The organism is Wolbachia endosymbiont (group B) of Scrobipalpa ocellatella, from assembly GCF_964188425.1.
Classification (GTDB): domain Bacteria; phylum Pseudomonadota; class Alphaproteobacteria; order Rickettsiales; family Anaplasmataceae; genus Wolbachia.
Map to the genome: position 1 here is coordinate 132,083 of NZ_OZ077190.1, position 16,766 is coordinate 148,848.

Here is a 16,766-nt window from a genome sequence, read left to right on the forward strand (position 1 = left end):
ATTATTAGTGTCTTATAATTATAACTAAATTATGGTTAATTGCAAGGTAAAAATATTAAAGTAATTGTAAATTTTATCAGTAAAAATATAATATAGCTTTAAAATCAGAGGTTTATTTATATGGGATGTAAGATTGCAGTTATTGGAGCAACAGGAAGAGTAGGATATGAGGTATTGACCATGCTTGCTGAGTTTCAAAAAGAGGGAAAATTTTCGATAGATTCTGTTGTTGCTTTTGCATCGAAAAAATCAAAGGGAAAAAAGGTAAGTTTCGGCGATGAAGAATTAACTGTCTTAGACCTTGAGAACTACGATTTTGTTGGAATTAATATAGCAATTTTCTGTGCTGGGTCTCATGTTTCCGAGAGATACGTACCGATTGCAACTGAAGCTGGATGTATTGTCGTAGATAATACCTCTCGTTTTAGGATGAAAGAAGGCGTGCCACTAGTGATTCCAGAGATCAACAAAGATAAAATTACGGAGTATAAAAACCATAACATAATATCTAATCCAAACTGTACTACAATACAAATGTTGCTGGCATTACATTTATTACACCAAAAAGCAAAAATAAAGAGAATCGTTGCTTCAACTTATCAATCAACTTCTGGTGTAGGTAAAGCAGCAATGGATGAGCTTTACAATCAGACAAAAAAAATCTTTATGAATGAAGCTAAAAAACCTGAAATATTTCCTAAGCAAATAGCATTTAATTGCATTCCTCATATAGGAGAGTTCATGGAAGATGGTTCTACAAAAGAGGAGTGGAAAATGCAAGAGGAGGCAAAAAAAATTTTAGAAGAGGATATAAAAGTAACTGCAACTTGTGTCCGAGTACCTGTTCTTGTTGGTCATGCTATAGCAGTAAATGTAGAATTTGATCAGCATATAACTGAAGAAGAAGCTCGTGAAATGCTCAGTGAAGACGATGGAGTTTTAGTGCAAGATAAGCGCGAAGATGGTGGATATATGACTCAGATTGATGTTGTGCAAGAGAATGCCGTATACATATCGCGTATTAGACAAGACGATACCGTTAAACACGGATTAAATATGTGGATAGTAGCTGATAATCTACGCAAAGGTGCAGCACTAAATATAGTGCAGATCTTGGAGATCTTGATCAAAGAGCATTTATAGCTCAATAGCTTAAATCTATATTGACATGTCCCATTTTACGCTTGTCCCTAACCTCTTTTTTCCCATATATGGTTAAACTAGCTTTTTCGTTGCTCAAATATTTGTGAGAATTATATATATCATTACCTATTATATTTTTTGTCATGCAAGGAAAGCGTAATACTACTTCCTGCATAGATAGCCCGCATATTATCCTAACTAGCTGCTCGAATTGACTAACGTTGCATGCATCCAAGCTCCAGTGGCAAGAATTGTGGGGTCTTGGGGCCAGTTCATTAACTAGTAATTCATGATTTTGAGTGATGAAAAATTCAATAGCTAGAATTCCTACTACATCAAGTGCAGTTGCTATTTTCTCTGCAGTTTTTTGTACCTCTTGGGCTAATTTATTATCTATTTTAGCTGGTGCTATTGAAGTATTAAGTATTCCGTCAACGTGGTGATTCTCTGCTATAGGAAAAAAAGCTACTTTACCGTTTTTATCTCTTGCAACGACTATTGAAACCTCTTTCAGTAAATCAACACTTGCTTCAAGAATGTACTCTTTATTCCAATCGAAGGAAGCAAATTGCTTCAGTTCAGAATCATTTTCAATCATATATTGTCCTTTTCCATCATAACCCATTTCTGTTGTTTTTAGCCTCACTGGATAGCTAAAAGTTTCACTACTTTCTAGTAGCTGATTATAATTTTGTATACTTTTGTAATCAGCAGTTTTTATGCTTAAATCTCTAATAAAATCTTTCTCTCTCAGCCTATTTTGCGAAATGTGTAACGCCTTTTTACCTGGATAAAAATCTGTATGCTGCGACACAATATCAATTGCACTACATGGAATATTTTCAGACTCAATAGTGACTAAATCCACACTCTGTGCAAAAGATTCAAGTGCCCTCTTATCACAGAAGTCTGCTATTGTTAAATCATCAGCAACAGAACAAGCTGGATCGTTTTTAGCACTGGCAAAAATATGCGTTTTGTGCCCAAGTTTTATTGCAGCGATAGCAGTCATTTTACCTAATTGCCCACTTCCTATTATTCCTATCACTTTTTTATCCAGTGGATCTGTTTTGTTCATCATGTAGATTAATATTTCCTAGTTAGAGTACGATAATATGCTTGGAAAATCTATGAAAAAAGTGTATAATTGAAGTGTGTTAAACTTTTATCATGAACACTTTACGATGACCATGAAATACACACTTATTACTAATTCTGTTGAAGTTACAGTTTTGCCAATTTACATTGAAGAGCAATCCATTCCTTATGAAAATTGTTACGTATGGATGTATAATGTTAAGATAAAAAACAAAAGCTCATCAACCATTCAATTATTAAGTCGCTATTGGCAAATAATAGATCATAAGGGGAAAATAAATGAAATTGCCGGAGTTGGTGTTATTGGAGAACAACCTGTAATAAAATCTGGAGAGGTATTCAAATATACAAGTGGAACATACTTAAATACACCATCAGGAATAATGCAGGGTAAATATGAATTTCTGAACGAAGAGAGCATAAAAACCTTTGATGTTATGGTACCACCCTTTTCCTTAGATAGTCCATACGTTAACACTAGACCTCATTGATCATCAAGATAGTGTATTTGTTTAAGTGCATCTGAAACCAGTGCTTCTTGTTTTGTCATTTGAGCTTCCATAATGTCATCCGAGTAGCTGATACTGAGATCCAACTAAGTTGATAAACACGAAAGCACTGACCATTTGCTTCTATAGTTGTCTTTTTTCGTCTATCTTATTTTGTTACTCTGCTGAACAGATGCAAAATAGTTTATTTTTGATTCTTATCATCAAGTGTGAATAAGATTATTGTAGAGGTTAAACCTATAATAACTATCATTAACGAAAATGGGGCAGCTTCTCTGTAACGCTCATCGCTGACAAGTTCATATATTCTAGTTGATATAGTTTCAAAATTAAATGGTCTGATAATTAGTGTTGCCGTGAGTTCTTTTACCGTATCCATAAACACGAGCAGAAATCCCGATAGTATGCTTTTCTTGATAAGGGGAATATGAATATTCAGGCACGTGGAAATAGGCCCATGACCCATAGTATATGCAGTCCATTCAATTTCATTTGGTGTTTTTTTGAGTCCCGACTCTATTGCTTTGAAAGATATAGCAAAAAAACGAAATAAATATGAGTAAACTAATGCACCAATAGTTCCTACCAAGCTAATTTCTACAATATATTGAGTAATGAAAGAAGATATTCTGCTTAAAAACATTATTATGCTAATTGCAATAATTGCATTTGGAATTGCATATCCAAGAGAAATTAGACGTGCTATATTGCTTATTAGCTTATTTTTACGTGCTGTATATCCAATAATTATTGCAATGCTGATCGAGATTAGCGCGGTAATAAATGATAAACTAATACTGTTTGTTATTATATTGTAAAATCTTGCTTCGTATATGAAAAAGCCTTTCTCTATGCTCCAATATATAAGTGGAATCATTGGTAAAATAAAGCCTATTAATATCGGCAATAAACACATAAGATAAGAAAAGATCAACGATATAGAACCGTTTATACTACGTTTATTGTGATAATCTGCATTAGTATTGATTGAAGAGTAAGATATTTCTCTTTTTTGTAGTTTTTTCTCGATAACTATTAGTGTTGCAACGAAAATCAGTTCTGCAACTGCCAAAACAGTAGTTGAATATTTGTCATGAAGTAAAAACCAAGTACGGTATATTCCTGTCGTGAAAGTATCGATAGCAAGAAACTGTGGTGTGCCGAAATCTGTAATTACTTCCATCAGTACCAAGGATAACCCAGCTATAATTGATGGACGTATGGAGGGTATGATGACAGAAAACAGACTCTGTAATGAGGAGAACCCAAGTGTTGATGCAATAGTGACTGAGTTACTAACGCTCTTTAGACTTGAGCGGACCAACATATAAACGTATGGATATAGACTAAATCCCATTACTAATATTCCACCACCTAGGGATTTGATCTCGGGAAACCAATAGTCACCTTTGCCCAATTGAAAAGTATCTCTTAACAAGCTCTGAATCGGACCTGAAAACTCTAGCGTATTTACATAAACAAACGATACTATATATCCAGGAATTGATATCGGAAAGAATAAGGCAATCTCAAAAATTCTACTTCCGGGAAACGAAAAAAATGTAGTAAGCCAAGCTGGAATTACTCCAAATATAAAGGATATTAACCCTACTCCTACCATCAAAATCAACGTATTGAGTATATATTCAGGAAAAAGTCTACTAATTACCCATCCAGAGTTTGCTGATTCTGTAAATAGAATCGATATTAACGATAGTATAGGGCAGACAAATAATACACTTACTAAAAACAAGAATATATTTTTAAATACTCTCAGAAACATTAACTTGAATCTATATTTGATATTAAAATGTTATATGCAAAAACTAAAGATATCCAGTAATTAACAGCCGTCCTATTGAATATCTTCATAATTTTATATATTATGTTTTAAATCGATAAACTAATTAATTATGAGTTTTGTCATTGCAACTTTCTATCATTTTGTAAAACTCTCTAATTATTATGACATGAAAGATGAAATAAAAGTTGCATGCGACAATGTCGAATTAAAGGGTACTATACTCCTTGCAGAAGAGGGTATTAATGCAACCGTATCTGGTGAAAGAAACGCGATTGATAAAATATTCGATTTTCTACGTTCTGATTATAGACTAAGGGACCTTACATGGAAAGAGAGTGCAGCAGAATATCAACCATTTAGTAAGATGAAAGTGAGATTAAAAAGAGAAATTGTGAATCTTGGTGTAAGTAATCTCGATACTTCCGTTAGAGGTCAGTACATTGATCCAGATTATTGGGATGATTTTATCTCTCAACCTGATGTTTTAGTGATAGACACACGAAATGATTACGAAGTAAAACTAGGCAAGTTTAAAAATGCAATCAATCCACATACTCAGCGTTTTCGAGATTTTCCTCAGTGGGCAGAGTCTTTCTCTGAGAGTAAAGATCTGAAAGTGGCTATGTACTGCACTGGTGGAATCAGATGCGAGAAATCTACAGCATATATGAAAAGCCTTGGATTTAACGATGTTTATCACCTTAAAGGCGGTATTCTTTCCTACCTTGAAAAAACTCACAACAAAAGTGGTAATTGGGAAGGCGAGTGTTTTGTTTTTGATGATAGAATTGCTGTTGATCACTCACTCGCCCCAAGTGATAAAATAAAATGCATATTCTGCTCAAGTAAAGTTTCAACTGATGAGCTGAAATCAGTTCCACGTGGCCAGGTAGTTTGCTCTGATTGTAAATCTTTAAGTATTGAAAGAAAGCTAGAATTCAATACGAACCTCTAAGAAAATCTGCTTATTGCACACTTACTAACCTCAATTTTATCAAGACATTTACCTACGACATAGCCCGCTCCAGCTCCAAGTAACGCACCAACTATAGCAAATGCAATCAACACTACACCAGAACCGCCAATAAGAGCTAAAGTTTCTTGCCATAAACAACATGCTGCAACTAGACCAGCAGCTAAACCAATTCCTGCACCTCTGCACCTAAGTTTCATGTTATTAACACTAGTATAATGACTTCCAAAACCAAATTCTTTGATATCTTTTCTTTTTTCTATAAAATTGATAAGCTCCTGTATTTCTTTGTTATTTGTGTTGCTACGCAAATCATATAAATTTATAACGCCATCCTTTACATATTTTTCAAAATTCATTTTATTTTTCCATACTATTAGAATATATTTTTATTACACTTAATGTCTTAATAGTTGGTAAATTCCCATATAAGAATAAGTAGATAATCTTACCACTATAGGTGGGACTAAAGCGCGATAAGATTAAATTCCTGAAAAATGTTGGTAAGAAGAGCTTTTCCAAAAACAATAAAGTTAAGAGTTGAAGAGATAGTAAAAGAGCGACTTACAGTTAATCCAATTGATTTTGGTGAATCGTTTTGTTACAAACTCAAAGGATACAGAAGACTGAGAACTGGCGATTATCGTATCATGTAAATGCTGCAAAGTATGAAGTGTTTCAATAAAACACAGAAAAGACATTTATGAATCCTAGATTAATATCCTTCCAGTATTAACTTACTGTAACCTTTCCGGTTGATCCACTGCGATTCTTTGCAACGTTTATCTCTAATCCGTTATTAGCATCGATTTTATAGTCTGTAGAATAGTAAAATTATAGGGGTATAGTCAAAAAATGAGTTATTTTTGAGCTGAGCAAAGCCACCTAAGGTGAAGAGGAAAGAGGTCTGTATAATGAAATATACAATGCTTATAGGAAGGTTCTAACTTTTATAGATGTATTCTCTATGCTCTATTGCAGTAATTATTACTGTACGTTCTAATTTACTTATCCTATAAACCAAACGATAATCACCAGATCGTATTCTACGATGTCCTTTGAACTCACCGAGCAAGGGATCTCCTGCCTTCTCAGGAGAAAGTGTAAGACGCTCTTTTACGATTTCTTTTACCCTTGACCATATTGTCTTTGGAAGATTTTGAATGTCTTTGTGAACTACATTTTCCTCATAGCAGATTAAATACTTATCACCAGTTGATGTCTTCATGCCTGATGAATTTTGCATTTCGAGTGTCACGTTGAATAGCAAGTTTGGCTATTGCCATATCTTCTTCATTTTCAATTGCTTCTTGTATAAACTGCTCTGCTAGCTCTTGAGCTGATTGATTCTTTACTTTAGCTAAACGAGTAAGGTTTTTTAAAACTTTTTCACTAATGTTAATACTTGAATCAGCCATAAGTTTTACCGAAATCTACTGCATAATTATACAACATTTTCCTAAAATTTTCAATAAAGAATTGTATTGACGGATTATGGTAGATTGAGTATATACTAGTATTAGATTTTAGGGAGAAATGACACAGACGTATTGCAAGACATCATTAGGAATAAGGAAGGTATGCTGGCTACTGGATGTATTTCTATGATAACAACTACTCTTCATCATCAAAAATCAAGAAGGCTCTGCAACTTGATAACTCTATTCTTTTATTGACGTAGATGACTCTGAAAAATTGCGGAGCTGAAGTGCTATGGTTATTACGGTTTAAGAACAAAACGGAAAATCCTATGTTACACTAGAAATAATGTGCGGAAAAGGGGGGATTCGAACCCCCGACATATTTTCATATGTGCACGCTTTCCAAGCGTGTGCTTTAGACCGCTCAGCCACCTTTCCATACTTATTCATAATATTAAAAATTATGCTGCTAAACAACTGGTATATATGGTTCGCCACGGAAATTCACAGTATTGTTAAACTTGTTTTTGCACGTTAAAAACGCTTTATCACAACCTGCAAGTATCGAATATTTATCTCCGGTAGAAATTTGATATGGAGGAGAAGCAAATAATGTAACTACTTTATTTTTGTATTCTTTAACTACAACTTCAAATGTTGCTGAACTAAACACTCCGTGCTTATAATATCCATCACTTTCGATTAAATTAGTGTCTTCAAATCTTCTTTCATCTATCACTTTAGTAATTGTGCTCATTCTACTAAACTTTTTAGCATCAGCTTTACATCTATCATCGCAAAATTGTGCCCTGCATACAGGAGAATATAGCTCTGTTATGCTTCTCTCAAGCTTTGTCGCAAGACCTCTAATTTCAGCGATAAACCTCCCACTATTTAATGTTACTTTACCAAAAGTTCCTGCATGCAAATTCATAATTCCCTGACTCAAATCTTTATAATTCACAAGAAATATTTCAATATTTGCAAAGTCATACCTTCCTGATAAAACATCTTTTTCTTTAATATCAGCACTATTTAATATTCCTTCAATTTCTAAATTATCAGTTCTCAAATCGCTATTTAATATTATACTGCTGGCTATAAAACCGCTTGAAGATTTATAGAATACATTATTGAGATTTAAATCTTCATCATAGTCAGTAAATCCCATTACTTCTCCACTTACAAGTGTTAATTTCCAGCAAGTAGCGATGGTAAGTAATTCTCCAGCTAAATGGTTTTTTAATTTGGTTTGCATAGTTGCCTCTTATAAATAATGGCATACCTGCATTTAGCTACACTTGTTTTTTCAAATCTCTATAAAAATTTTCGTGTGGAGCAAATGCAAGAAGTGTTAATATGTTATTTTGTTCGTTGTGAATATAGGCTAATAATGTCAGTTGATTAAAAATAGAGAATTTATACACGCGAACACCTGCAAGATCGCCTGACTTTAGCTCTCCAATATATGGGTTACCTTGAATTTGTTTGATGGCTTCTTCAAGTTTGGGTAGTTGATTATTGTGCAGCTTCTTCATTGACCGCTTAAAAGTGTTGGTGAGAAGAATCTTCAAAATTTTGTGGACTTATACTCCTCAACATTACCTGACTTGATATCCTCAATGCCTGAAAGGATTTCTTTGATGATGTTATAGCTGAGCTCAGGGTTATCTTCAACAATCTGACCAATCTTAGCCCAATGCTCGATTTGTTGCGGTACAGAACGATTTTGCAATATGGAATGAGACTGCACTATTTTCTCGAACTCCCCATCAAGATTTACTGTTATACTCATTAGATTATTACTTCCTAGTTTTAGCTATTATATCATATATTGGAAATTTTTTCAACATTTTGAAAGTGCATAGTGAAAACACACACCACATTCAAGCTGTGGTGTGTATTATTAAATAACTAGAAAGAAAACTTCACACCAGTGAGGAGAAGAACTCCTTTGTTAGAAGGTATCTTATCCTTATTTTTATCTTCCAGTGCACCTTTTTCATCAGTTGTAAAGTAGTGAAGAGCTGCATAAGGAACAAATTTGCTTTTATTGCAAGAAGATAGATCATACTGAACACCAAGTGCAACATCATGAAGCATATCTTTATCACTCATTCTGCTACCAAAGTATGTCACGCTTGTGTAGATGTTATCATATTGATAACCAGCACCTGCAGTCCAATACATGGTATTGTTATCATTAAATTGCTTTAAGCCATTTTTTCTAGCAATATCAGTAGTCTCTTTATATTCTTTTGAAGCAAGGTCGAGTTCCTTGATACTCTTAGGTTGACCAGATTTGCCTAAATATGCAAAAGAAGCAGCGAATTTTACACTTTGATCTTCATCAATCTTATAATCAGCGCTTGCACCCAAATTAATGCCTGCCAGATTATTGTATTCTATGAACTCGTTATAAAGGTGCTTATCTTTACTCGGTTGCTTTGAAAACCCATATTCACCAACTACGGAAGTTTTAACTTTTACATTATGTTTACTAAAGTCATATTCATATGATGCACCAGCGCTTATTATATGCTGGTAATCTGGTCCAACATGTCTTAACGTTTCCTTATGCTTTACCTCATCTTGCTTTTGAGCATTTTTAGAAAGAACTGAATCTATTTCTTTTACAACGGATAAACCACTATCGTAGCGAGGTGAGTAGCTAAGACCAAATCTTGCACCCATATAATTCGGCGAGTAGTAAGCAGCTCTAAATGGCAATGTGGTCATAACCTCTTTGTTGTATTTTCCTGCCATACGGAAGGAGAGTTTTTCGCTCTCGCTCGAGAAGCTTTCAGTGTAAAGACGTGGTGTTACGTAAAATGGGAAGTTTGCAGCACTTCCTTCTAAGTTTACTTTTCTGAACCAGTCACTATCTGCAGCTCCATCAACAGTTGCAATTCTTGTTGCATCAAGTCTCATCAGAGACTCAGGACCAAACTGATAACCAAGTTTCAGATCACCATATTTTGAATTCAAAAACACATGTGCACTTCTACCTCTTGCAGCATTCACGCCTTGTGAAGCTCCTTTACCTTCAGTAACTGGAACATGGAATTGTACATCGGCACCATAACGAAGACCAATATCCTCATTTTTATTTTCAGCTCTTAAGTGCAATATTGCATCTGAAATCATGCCCATGTTTTCACTGTAATCACCAATATTCCCTATCCCTTTAGGAAATATTGGATTTGCTCCTTTTATACTATCTGGAGTATTGTTAAAATAATCTGTAGATTTACCTGGCATAACATTATAATGGTTATAGCCACTTAGCCCATGGTTACCATAACCTTGAGAATCAACAACGCCACCGAAAGTTATTCTTAAACCATCCCCTTGATTGGTATTGATAATATCAACCCCACCAACTGAAACAACAGGACTTGCCTTACCTTTTTCCTCTGTATTGCTGTTAACAACTTTTACATCCTTTTTTATATCTTTAGCTTCAATTTTAGCATTCTTAGTTTTAGAACCCTTAATTTTTGACTTTTCTACATTAGAATTTTTAGTGCTTAGAGCTTTCGCCTTTGAATCCTCTATAAGCTTTGCTTTTTTCTCTTTTGCTAGCCTAATTTCATCTTTTTTCTTTTGTTTTGCTACTAATTTTAACTCTTCTTTTTTCTTCTTTTGTTCAGCTGCTAATTTTAACTCCTCTTTTTTCTTCTGCTCAGCTGCTAATCTTAGTTCTTCTTTTTTCTTAAGCTCCTCGGCTTTTTTTCTTGGATCAGCATTACATATCCTGTCCATTTTTTCTTTTAGTTTCTTATTTGACGTCTTCATCACTTCCATCTTTCCAGAAGTTTTGATTGACTCGTTACTCTCTTGCTTTTTTACTTCCTTCATACTCTCGTCAGAAAAGTCAGCAGCAAAGCCACTGAAAGAACATAAAGTCAATAGAGAAGCTAGAGCAGTTCTAGTATAAATAGATTTTTTCATGAAGTGCCCCCAAAAAATTTTAAAATCATAACATAAATAGTATAAAGGTGTTGAAAATCCAACTTAAAGCAACCTTATAGCGAAAATAAAGGTAAAATGCAATACTTTAAAAGCAACTTTCTTAATACGCTCAACGTGTATATTAACCAAAATTTAGTACAGAGGTTTGCTTGTTAGTGTATTATAACTCTATACTTATTCTATGGAAGTAAAATTTACTCAAAGTAAAAGCATAAAAAGATTAAATTATTAATATAAATTGTTGACAATAATATTAATTTGTATTATAGTTGGTAGATTATTGTTTTATTTTTGATAGATTGGGGTACTTATGGATTTTAGTTTTTTACGCAATTGGTTTAGCACTACAGGTGCTGCTACAGGCTCAGAGCCAGGTAATACTGAACAGCCAGACTCTATTTCAGTAGATGATGGCAAATACGAGATGAAAGAATATGACGATGAATTTGAGATCATTGAAGATTATGAATTTATAAATCGTGCTGATCCAAATGAGCCATGTTCTTTACCTTCTGACTATAAAATAGATGAAAGTATTGTAAAAATTGCAGGATTTGATAGAGAGAAATTATTAGAAATGGGTAATTTCTGCAAGATAAGCTATGGCGATGATGATGGTAAATTAAGTAAAAAAAGATGTAACAACCTAGCTCAAAGAGTATACAAAACTGAATTTGAAATTGTAGAAGATTTTGAAATTGTTCCATCTACTGAAAAAATGTATAAAACTAGAGCTGAACTCATCAGCGAAGGTTATGAAATTATTCCATTTGGTAATAGCTTTGAAAAAGATGCTGGTCACGTTTTTATAAAAGGTAAAGAAATAACAATAGCCTACCATGGTACTCGTCTGAGCCAGAGTTTTAATGATGGAATTACTGATATAAATGTACTTTTTGCTACTTCGGAATTTTTACCTGAAGGTGGAAGAATTCATTGTGGTTTCTATAATTCATTTATGGATTCATGGCCTAATCTGTATGGCATTTTGAAATCTCATGCTGAAAAACAGGGATCAGAAATCAAGGATTTTAAAATTAATCTCACAGGTCACAGTATGGGAGGAGCTATTGCTAAGATAGCTGCTTTATGCCTCAATAAAACAGAAGGAGCTGAAGATGTTCATGTTGCAACTTTTGGTGATCCACGAGTTTTTGATCTTACTGCTAGTGAATTTTATAATGATGTTCTTCAAGAAAAAACCATTAGAGTAACTCAACATAGACAAGACCCAGTACCAGCGGTATCACCTGGTATTTGTGGTTATGCTCATGTAGGTGCACAATTGAGAATATCAGTACCTGAAGGATATTTTGTTCATCAAATAGATGGTTATCATGAAGCCATTAAAATAATGGATGAAAAAGATTTCCGATCGAACAATAACGTTTCTCTCTTTTATTACCCTTCGAGAATATTAAGTCGAATTAACTGTGCAGTTTTAGGTAATGCTCAATATTATGCTGCTAATTTAGGTAATTATATTCTTGGTGGACAAAATTTTTTCGAGAAAGTAAAAAAGGAATACCAAGATAAAAACTTAGAAAATTTTTCTAAGCTTGAACAAGCAGAAGTTAAGCAAAGGGCACATCAAAATGTCTTTTCTACTACAAGGAGTTTATAACTACTATACAGAGCAATCATTAGATTGCTCTGTAGCATCTATTCATTTAAATTCAATATAAAAATTTTCACCAGAAGTTATTTTCCATTCTTCTTTAAATTTCTTTAGGTGTTCTTTTTTTTCGCATTCTAAAAGCAGTTCTTCTATGCTCTTATTATAGCTTTCTGTAGTAATTCTTCCTTGATGATGCATAAACCTCAAATAAATCAAATAAGTGTTAATCACATCTGTTTCACAATAATCGCGAATCTCTTGTATTTTGCCACTATCATATAAGTCCATAACTTGTGAACCATCAACTCCAATCTTACCGGGAAGATTAAATGCTGCGCAAACTTCGTTCATCTTCATTCTTGCAGAAGCTCCAAAATCAGAGAGAGATTCAAGCAAATCACAATGCCAATCACTACTGTACCTCTGATTGTAACTATTCCACTTATCGCCAGCTTTGTGAAAATATTCTGCTTGAATGCCATGAACCATAGCACGGTACTTCAGTACCGGTATATCAAAAGTGCGTCCATTGAACGAAACTAGTCTTGGCTTTTTCTCTGATATGTAGTTAAAAAATCCCTTTACTAGCTCTTTTTCATTGGAGTTTACTGTGCCTCCAGATCTTATTTCTTGTAGTGTGAACATTTCATAACCGCTCTGGCGTGTTATATTACAAAGTAAAAAACTAATGACTACAACAAGGTGGAAGGGCTGACGCAGAAAAGAGTTTTGCCCGTTTGTTATTTCAAGATGATATTTTGTTAATGCGTTCCTCTTTTCTTCTACACTGCTATCATCACTAATATTTAGTAAATTCTTGCAGGAATTTACATCTGGTATAGTTTCAATATCAAATACCAACAAAGAATTAAGCATTACTTATATATTCCTCAGGGCGATCAGTCCAAGGTCGCACTTTTACGAACAAAAAGAGATGAACTTTACACTCAAATAACTTTTCCAATTCTGTACGTGCCTCGATATTAATTTTTTTTATGCTACTGCCGTCTTTTCCTAGCACTATTTTCTTATGATTATCTTTCAATACAAATATGATCTGTTTTATGACTAAACTCTTATCTTTTTTTTCCTCAAATTGTTCAGTTATAACAGCTGTAGAGTATGGCAATTCTTCACGTAGGTTCAAGAATAACTTTTCTCTCGTAATTTCCGCTGATAAAAAATCAGCTGAGGAATCAGTTATTTGATCTTTTTCATAAAACCAAGGGCCTATCGGTGCAATTTCAGACAAGTAACTAGTCAGATCAGAAAGTCCATCATTCTTCAGTGCCGAGATCGTAAAAATTTTTTCAAACTTATAAAGCAAATTTAGGTGCTCATGTGCCATCTTGAGCTCTGATTTCTTTACTAAATCAGTTTTATTGATAACCAAAATGCATCTGCCTTTTGTGCGCTCCAGTCGTGCAAATATCGTTTTTATTCTTTCTATATTTTTTAGGTAATTGTTTACATCAACAAGCAACAAAGTAATGTCACTATCCTTAACTGCTCCCCATGCAGATTTGACTAAAGCTTTTTCAAGATTTGTTTCTGCTGAAAACACTCCTGGAGAGTCAGTAAAAACAATTTGCGCATTGTTGCATATAGCAACACCCCTTACCTGCGTCCTTGTTGTCTGCACTTTAGGGGTGACAATTGCAATTTTCTTGCCTACGATGCTGTTAATTAGCGTTGACTTTCCAGCATTTGGCAAACCAGCTATCGTTACAAATAAGCATTTTTGTTCTTTCACAAAGGAAATTATAAAGAAAACTAAATGCTAACGTCAATTGATTATTATATAGCTTTCTCTTCCCCTTTTGAAGAAAAACGCTCAACTATAGGTGATATAATATACTCATTCACTTTTTTAGCTATTGGTTCAATAATACCAAATGCTACAAGGAACCCTGCAATTACTGCTATGGGTGCTATTATTGCACCTGCTAAAGCTGCCGATCCCATTCCAAGCATTATACTTGGAGAAATAGCAGTTGCAGCTGCAGCAAGACTAACTCCAGTTGCAGCGCTTGCAACAAAGAGACAAGCATGAGCATAAGAGAATTGGGATTGTGAGAGTCCCTCACCTGTACAAATGGAAAAGTGTAAGAGTGCAGGAACCGCAGCAACAATTCCACCCATCACCAAAGGTGATAGAGTTGTAAAACTGAGCGCTAAGCCTGTAAGTGCTCCTATTGTTGCTCCTATGCCTAAAACTATTAAACAGACTATAACATCATCTTTTTTCATATACCCCCCCTAAATAATAAATTTCTAAAAAACTTTTAGCTACTTTGAGTATAGCTGAACTAGTTGAATAGGGGAAGGAAATTTTTTATGTTAAAATTAAAGAGCGGGAGAAGGGGTTCGAACCCTCGACCTCAACCTTGGCAAGGTTGCGCTCTACCAACTGAGCCACTCCCGCAATGAAAATTTACTTATTCTTATTATAGGTGCATATCATAATTTGTAAACCCATGCATATGAAAAATATGGGAGCCAATCTTCTATGATCTTTTCGTATACTTAAAACTCATTTTTGATTATTATATGTGTCATAAAACATATTAAATTTATGAGAATATTTGTATATAAAGACGACCTGCCAGCCAGTGCAATACCGAATGATATAAAATCTATAGCTGTTGATACAGAGGCAATGGGGCTACTGCATAGCAGAGATAGATTATGCCTTGTGCAGCTTTCTTTTGGTGATGGCAACGCTCATTTGATTCAATTCAAAAACGATTATACAGCTCCAAATTTGAGAAAAATATTGGAGGATAAAAATATAACCAAAATATTTCACTTTGCGCGATTTGATGTGAGTATAATACATTACTACCTGCAAACTTGGGCACTGCCTTGCTATTGCACGAAAATAGCCTCACGTTTAGTTCGCACCTACACAGATAATCATAGCTTAAAAGAGTTGTGCTTAGAACTACTTGATATAAAATTAAATAAGCAACAACAATCTTCTGATTGGGGAAATGAAATTTTAACAGACAAGCAAAAAAGTTATGCTGCATCTGATGTTTTATATCTCCATAAAATAAAGGAAAAGCTAGATTTAATGCTAGAACGTGAAAATAGAAAAGAATTAGCCGAAAAGTGCTTTGAATTTCTTCCTACTCGTATTGGGCTAGATTCAATGGGTTGGGGGAGTGTAGATATCTTTAATCATCATATGTAATCACTTCACTTGAATCCAGAAAAATTTAGTTGATCAGCTGTTAATTGATACGCTATATTTATAAAAATTTAGGTATTTTATGAGTGATGATATTAAAGCGGTAAATGATCAAAATTTCGAATCTGAAGTTGCTAACCACAAAGGATTTGTGCTGGTAGATTTTTGGGCAGAATGGTGTGGACCATGCAAAAGTCTGATGCCACGTATCGAGCAATTGGCTGAGGATAGAAAAGGCAAGATCAAGATCTGCAAGTTCGACATAGATGGAGAAACTGAGGTGCCAAGTAAGTATGGAGTTCAATCTATACCTACTTTAATCATATTTCAAGATGGTAAGGAAATTGCACGCAAAATTGGCGCAATAAATGATTTACACAGTTGGGTTGATAGTGAAATAAGCGAGTAGACAAATTTCCTTTTGCGTGTATTATAGGTGTTGATAAAAGGGATTGTAGCTCAGTCGGTTAGAGCAGTTCGCTCATAACGAATTGGTCGTAGGTTCGAGTCCTACCAATCCCACCACTATTGATACAATTGCAAGGCCTACTCTCTTAGATAAGCTTTTTGCCTTATTAAAGTACTTGGTTGTTAGTGTTTGAAAACTCCATGATATTAGATTTCTTGCATAACTGGAATTCAAAAGTTCCAGCGCGGTTTTCTTATTGGATCTCAGCTGGGATGACGCCTGGTTATGAAAGAAATCTATTGTCAAAAAAAATTACTTCCGCGTATTTTGAATCTGATTATAATGACAATTAGAGATATTTTAAGAGCTCAAATTTGTCTGCAGACTTTCAATTAATCTTTCAATAAAAAGCGTGCTCTTCAGCTTATATCTGTCGTGTGTGCGCTGCATTTTTTTCTAATCTTTTTATACAGGAGGATTTTATGTCCAGAATTCCAGATATTTGACCTTTACCTTAGCTAATAACAGGCGCCTGTGGTTTTTATAAAGAAAGTGTAGGAAAAACTTTTTCCAGGCATAAATTTGCCATGTATACCTAAAAAGTAATTATATTAGCATAATGT

General features: G+C 34.2%; 19 protein-coding genes and 3 tRNA genes. 8 read left to right on the top strand and 14 right to left on the bottom strand.

Features of this window, described 5'->3' with window-relative positions; all coding sequences use genetic code 11:
- Positions 1 to 120 precede the first annotated feature (120 nt).
- On the top strand, positions 121 to 1,143 hold the full coding sequence (locus AB3210_RS00585) for an aspartate-semialdehyde dehydrogenase (RefSeq protein WP_052264832.1): 1,023 nt from the start codon (positions 121 to 123) through the stop codon (positions 1,141 to 1,143).
- Between the two features lies 1 nt (position 1,144).
- Here the strand turns inward: AB3210_RS00585 and AB3210_RS00590 are convergent, their stop codons facing one another.
- Positions 1,145 to 2,221, bottom strand: a complete 1,077-nt coding sequence (locus AB3210_RS00590; RefSeq protein ID WP_029237555.1) for a 5-(carboxyamino)imidazole ribonucleotide synthase — start codon at positions 2,219 to 2,221, stop codon at positions 1,145 to 1,147.
- 106 nt (positions 2,222 to 2,327) lie between these two features.
- Between AB3210_RS00590 and apaG the strand changes: the two genes are divergently transcribed.
- Complete coding sequence (gene apaG, locus AB3210_RS00595; RefSeq protein ID WP_012481895.1) at positions 2,328 to 2,732, top strand: Co2+/Mg2+ efflux protein ApaG; 405 nt, start codon at positions 2,328 to 2,330, stop codon at positions 2,730 to 2,732.
- A 202-nt stretch (positions 2,733 to 2,934) separates the two neighbouring features.
- Here the strand turns inward: apaG and AB3210_RS00600 are convergent, their stop codons facing one another.
- Positions 2,935 to 4,533 (bottom strand): ABC transporter permease, encoded by a 1,599-nt coding sequence (locus tag AB3210_RS00600; RefSeq protein ID WP_052264833.1) that lies wholly within the window; start codon positions 4,531 to 4,533, stop codon positions 2,935 to 2,937.
- A gap of 130 nt (positions 4,534 to 4,663) precedes the next feature.
- Here AB3210_RS00600 and AB3210_RS00605 point away from each other — a divergent pair, with 130 nt between their 5' ends.
- Positions 4,664 to 5,509 carry a rhodanese-related sulfurtransferase gene (locus tag AB3210_RS00605; protein ID WP_012481894.1) on the top strand — a complete coding sequence of 282 codons (846 nt, stop codon included), beginning with the start codon at positions 4,664 to 4,666 and terminating at the stop codon, positions 5,507 to 5,509.
- On the opposite strand, the gene AB3210_RS00610 is transcribed toward AB3210_RS00605, so the two are convergent.
- Positions 5,506 to 5,886, bottom strand: a complete 381-nt coding sequence (locus tag AB3210_RS00610) for a hypothetical protein (protein WP_096097218.1) — start codon at positions 5,884 to 5,886, stop codon at positions 5,506 to 5,508. The two genes, AB3210_RS00605 and AB3210_RS00610, sit on opposite strands and share 4 nt — an antisense overlap.
- A gap of 138 nt (positions 5,887 to 6,024) precedes the next feature.
- Between AB3210_RS00610 and AB3210_RS00615 the strand changes: the two genes are divergently transcribed.
- Positions 6,025 to 6,183: a type II toxin-antitoxin system RelE family toxin gene (locus AB3210_RS00615; RefSeq protein ID WP_019236727.1), complete on the top strand. Its 159-nt coding sequence runs from the start codon at positions 6,025 to 6,027 to the stop codon at positions 6,181 to 6,183.
- Between the two features lie 287 nt (positions 6,184 to 6,470).
- Here the strand turns inward: AB3210_RS00615 and AB3210_RS00620 are convergent, their stop codons facing one another.
- From AB3210_RS00620 to AB3210_RS00650, 7 genes are all read right to left on the bottom strand, one after another.
- Entirely contained in the window at positions 6,471 to 6,755 is a 285-nt protein-coding gene (locus AB3210_RS00620) for a type II toxin-antitoxin system RelE family toxin (protein ID WP_019236726.1), read from the bottom strand.
- Positions 6,736 to 6,945, bottom strand: a complete 210-nt coding sequence (locus AB3210_RS00625) for a DUF6290 family protein (protein WP_007302130.1) — start codon at positions 6,943 to 6,945, stop codon at positions 6,736 to 6,738. Before AB3210_RS00625 ends, AB3210_RS00620 begins: the two co-directional genes overlap by 20 nt.
- Before the next feature lie 354 nt (positions 6,946 to 7,299).
- Positions 7,300 to 7,386, bottom strand: a tRNA-Ser gene (locus AB3210_RS00630).
- Between the two features lie 31 nt (positions 7,387 to 7,417).
- Positions 7,418 to 8,206: a DUF2163 domain-containing protein gene (locus AB3210_RS00635; RefSeq protein ID WP_096097216.1), complete on the bottom strand. Its 789-nt coding sequence runs from the start codon at positions 8,204 to 8,206 to the stop codon at positions 7,418 to 7,420.
- Positions 8,207 to 8,243: 37 nt separating this feature from the next.
- Positions 8,244 to 8,486 (bottom strand): type II toxin-antitoxin system RelE/ParE family toxin, encoded by a 243-nt coding sequence (locus AB3210_RS00640; RefSeq protein ID WP_230608979.1) that lies wholly within the window; start codon positions 8,484 to 8,486, stop codon positions 8,244 to 8,246.
- Between the two features lie 32 nt (positions 8,487 to 8,518).
- Entirely contained in the window at positions 8,519 to 8,743 is a 225-nt protein-coding gene (locus AB3210_RS00645; RefSeq protein ID WP_226079579.1) for a ParD-like family protein, read from the bottom strand.
- Positions 8,744 to 8,862: 119 nt separating this feature from the next.
- A complete protein-coding gene (locus AB3210_RS00650) occupies positions 8,863 to 10,902 on the bottom strand; it encodes a porin (protein ID WP_096097212.1) in 2,040 nt (679 codons plus the stop codon).
- A gap of 331 nt (positions 10,903 to 11,233) precedes the next feature.
- Between AB3210_RS00650 and AB3210_RS00655 the strand changes: the two genes are divergently transcribed.
- A complete protein-coding gene (locus tag AB3210_RS00655) occupies positions 11,234 to 12,547 on the top strand; it encodes a lipase family protein (RefSeq protein WP_007302125.1) in 1,314 nt (437 codons plus the stop codon).
- Positions 12,548 to 12,589: 42 nt separating this feature from the next.
- Here the strand turns inward: AB3210_RS00655 and AB3210_RS00660 are convergent, their stop codons facing one another.
- The 4 genes from AB3210_RS00660 to AB3210_RS00675 form a co-directional block, all read right to left on the bottom strand.
- Entirely contained in the window at positions 12,590 to 13,417 is an 828-nt protein-coding gene (locus tag AB3210_RS00660) for a 3'-5' exonuclease (RefSeq protein ID WP_019236725.1), read from the bottom strand.
- A complete protein-coding gene (gene era, locus AB3210_RS00665; protein WP_052264868.1) occupies positions 13,410 to 14,294 on the bottom strand; it encodes a GTPase Era in 885 nt (294 codons plus the stop codon). Before era ends, AB3210_RS00660 begins: the two co-directional genes overlap by 8 nt.
- 44 nt (positions 14,295 to 14,338) lie before the next feature.
- Entirely contained in the window at positions 14,339 to 14,791 is a 453-nt protein-coding gene (locus AB3210_RS00670; RefSeq protein WP_265028143.1) for a hypothetical protein, read from the bottom strand.
- A 102-nt stretch (positions 14,792 to 14,893) separates the two neighbouring features.
- A tRNA-Gly gene (locus AB3210_RS00675) sits at positions 14,894 to 14,966 on the bottom strand.
- 150 nt (positions 14,967 to 15,116) lie between these two features.
- Here AB3210_RS00675 and AB3210_RS00680 point away from each other — a divergent pair.
- The 3 genes from AB3210_RS00680 (at position 15,117) to AB3210_RS00690 (ending at position 16,259) form a co-directional block, all read left to right on the top strand.
- Positions 15,117 to 15,737, top strand: a complete 621-nt coding sequence (locus AB3210_RS00680) for a ribonuclease D (RefSeq protein ID WP_052264772.1) — start codon at positions 15,117 to 15,119, stop codon at positions 15,735 to 15,737.
- A gap of 79 nt (positions 15,738 to 15,816) precedes the next feature.
- Positions 15,817 to 16,143, top strand: coding sequence for a thioredoxin (gene trxA / locus AB3210_RS00685; RefSeq protein ID WP_007302120.1), 327 nt, complete (start codon positions 15,817 to 15,819; stop codon positions 16,141 to 16,143).
- A 39-nt stretch (positions 16,144 to 16,182) separates the two neighbouring features.
- Positions 16,183 to 16,259: transfer RNA gene (locus AB3210_RS00690), tRNA-Ile, on the top strand.
- Positions 16,260 to 16,766: the final 507 nt, after the last annotated feature.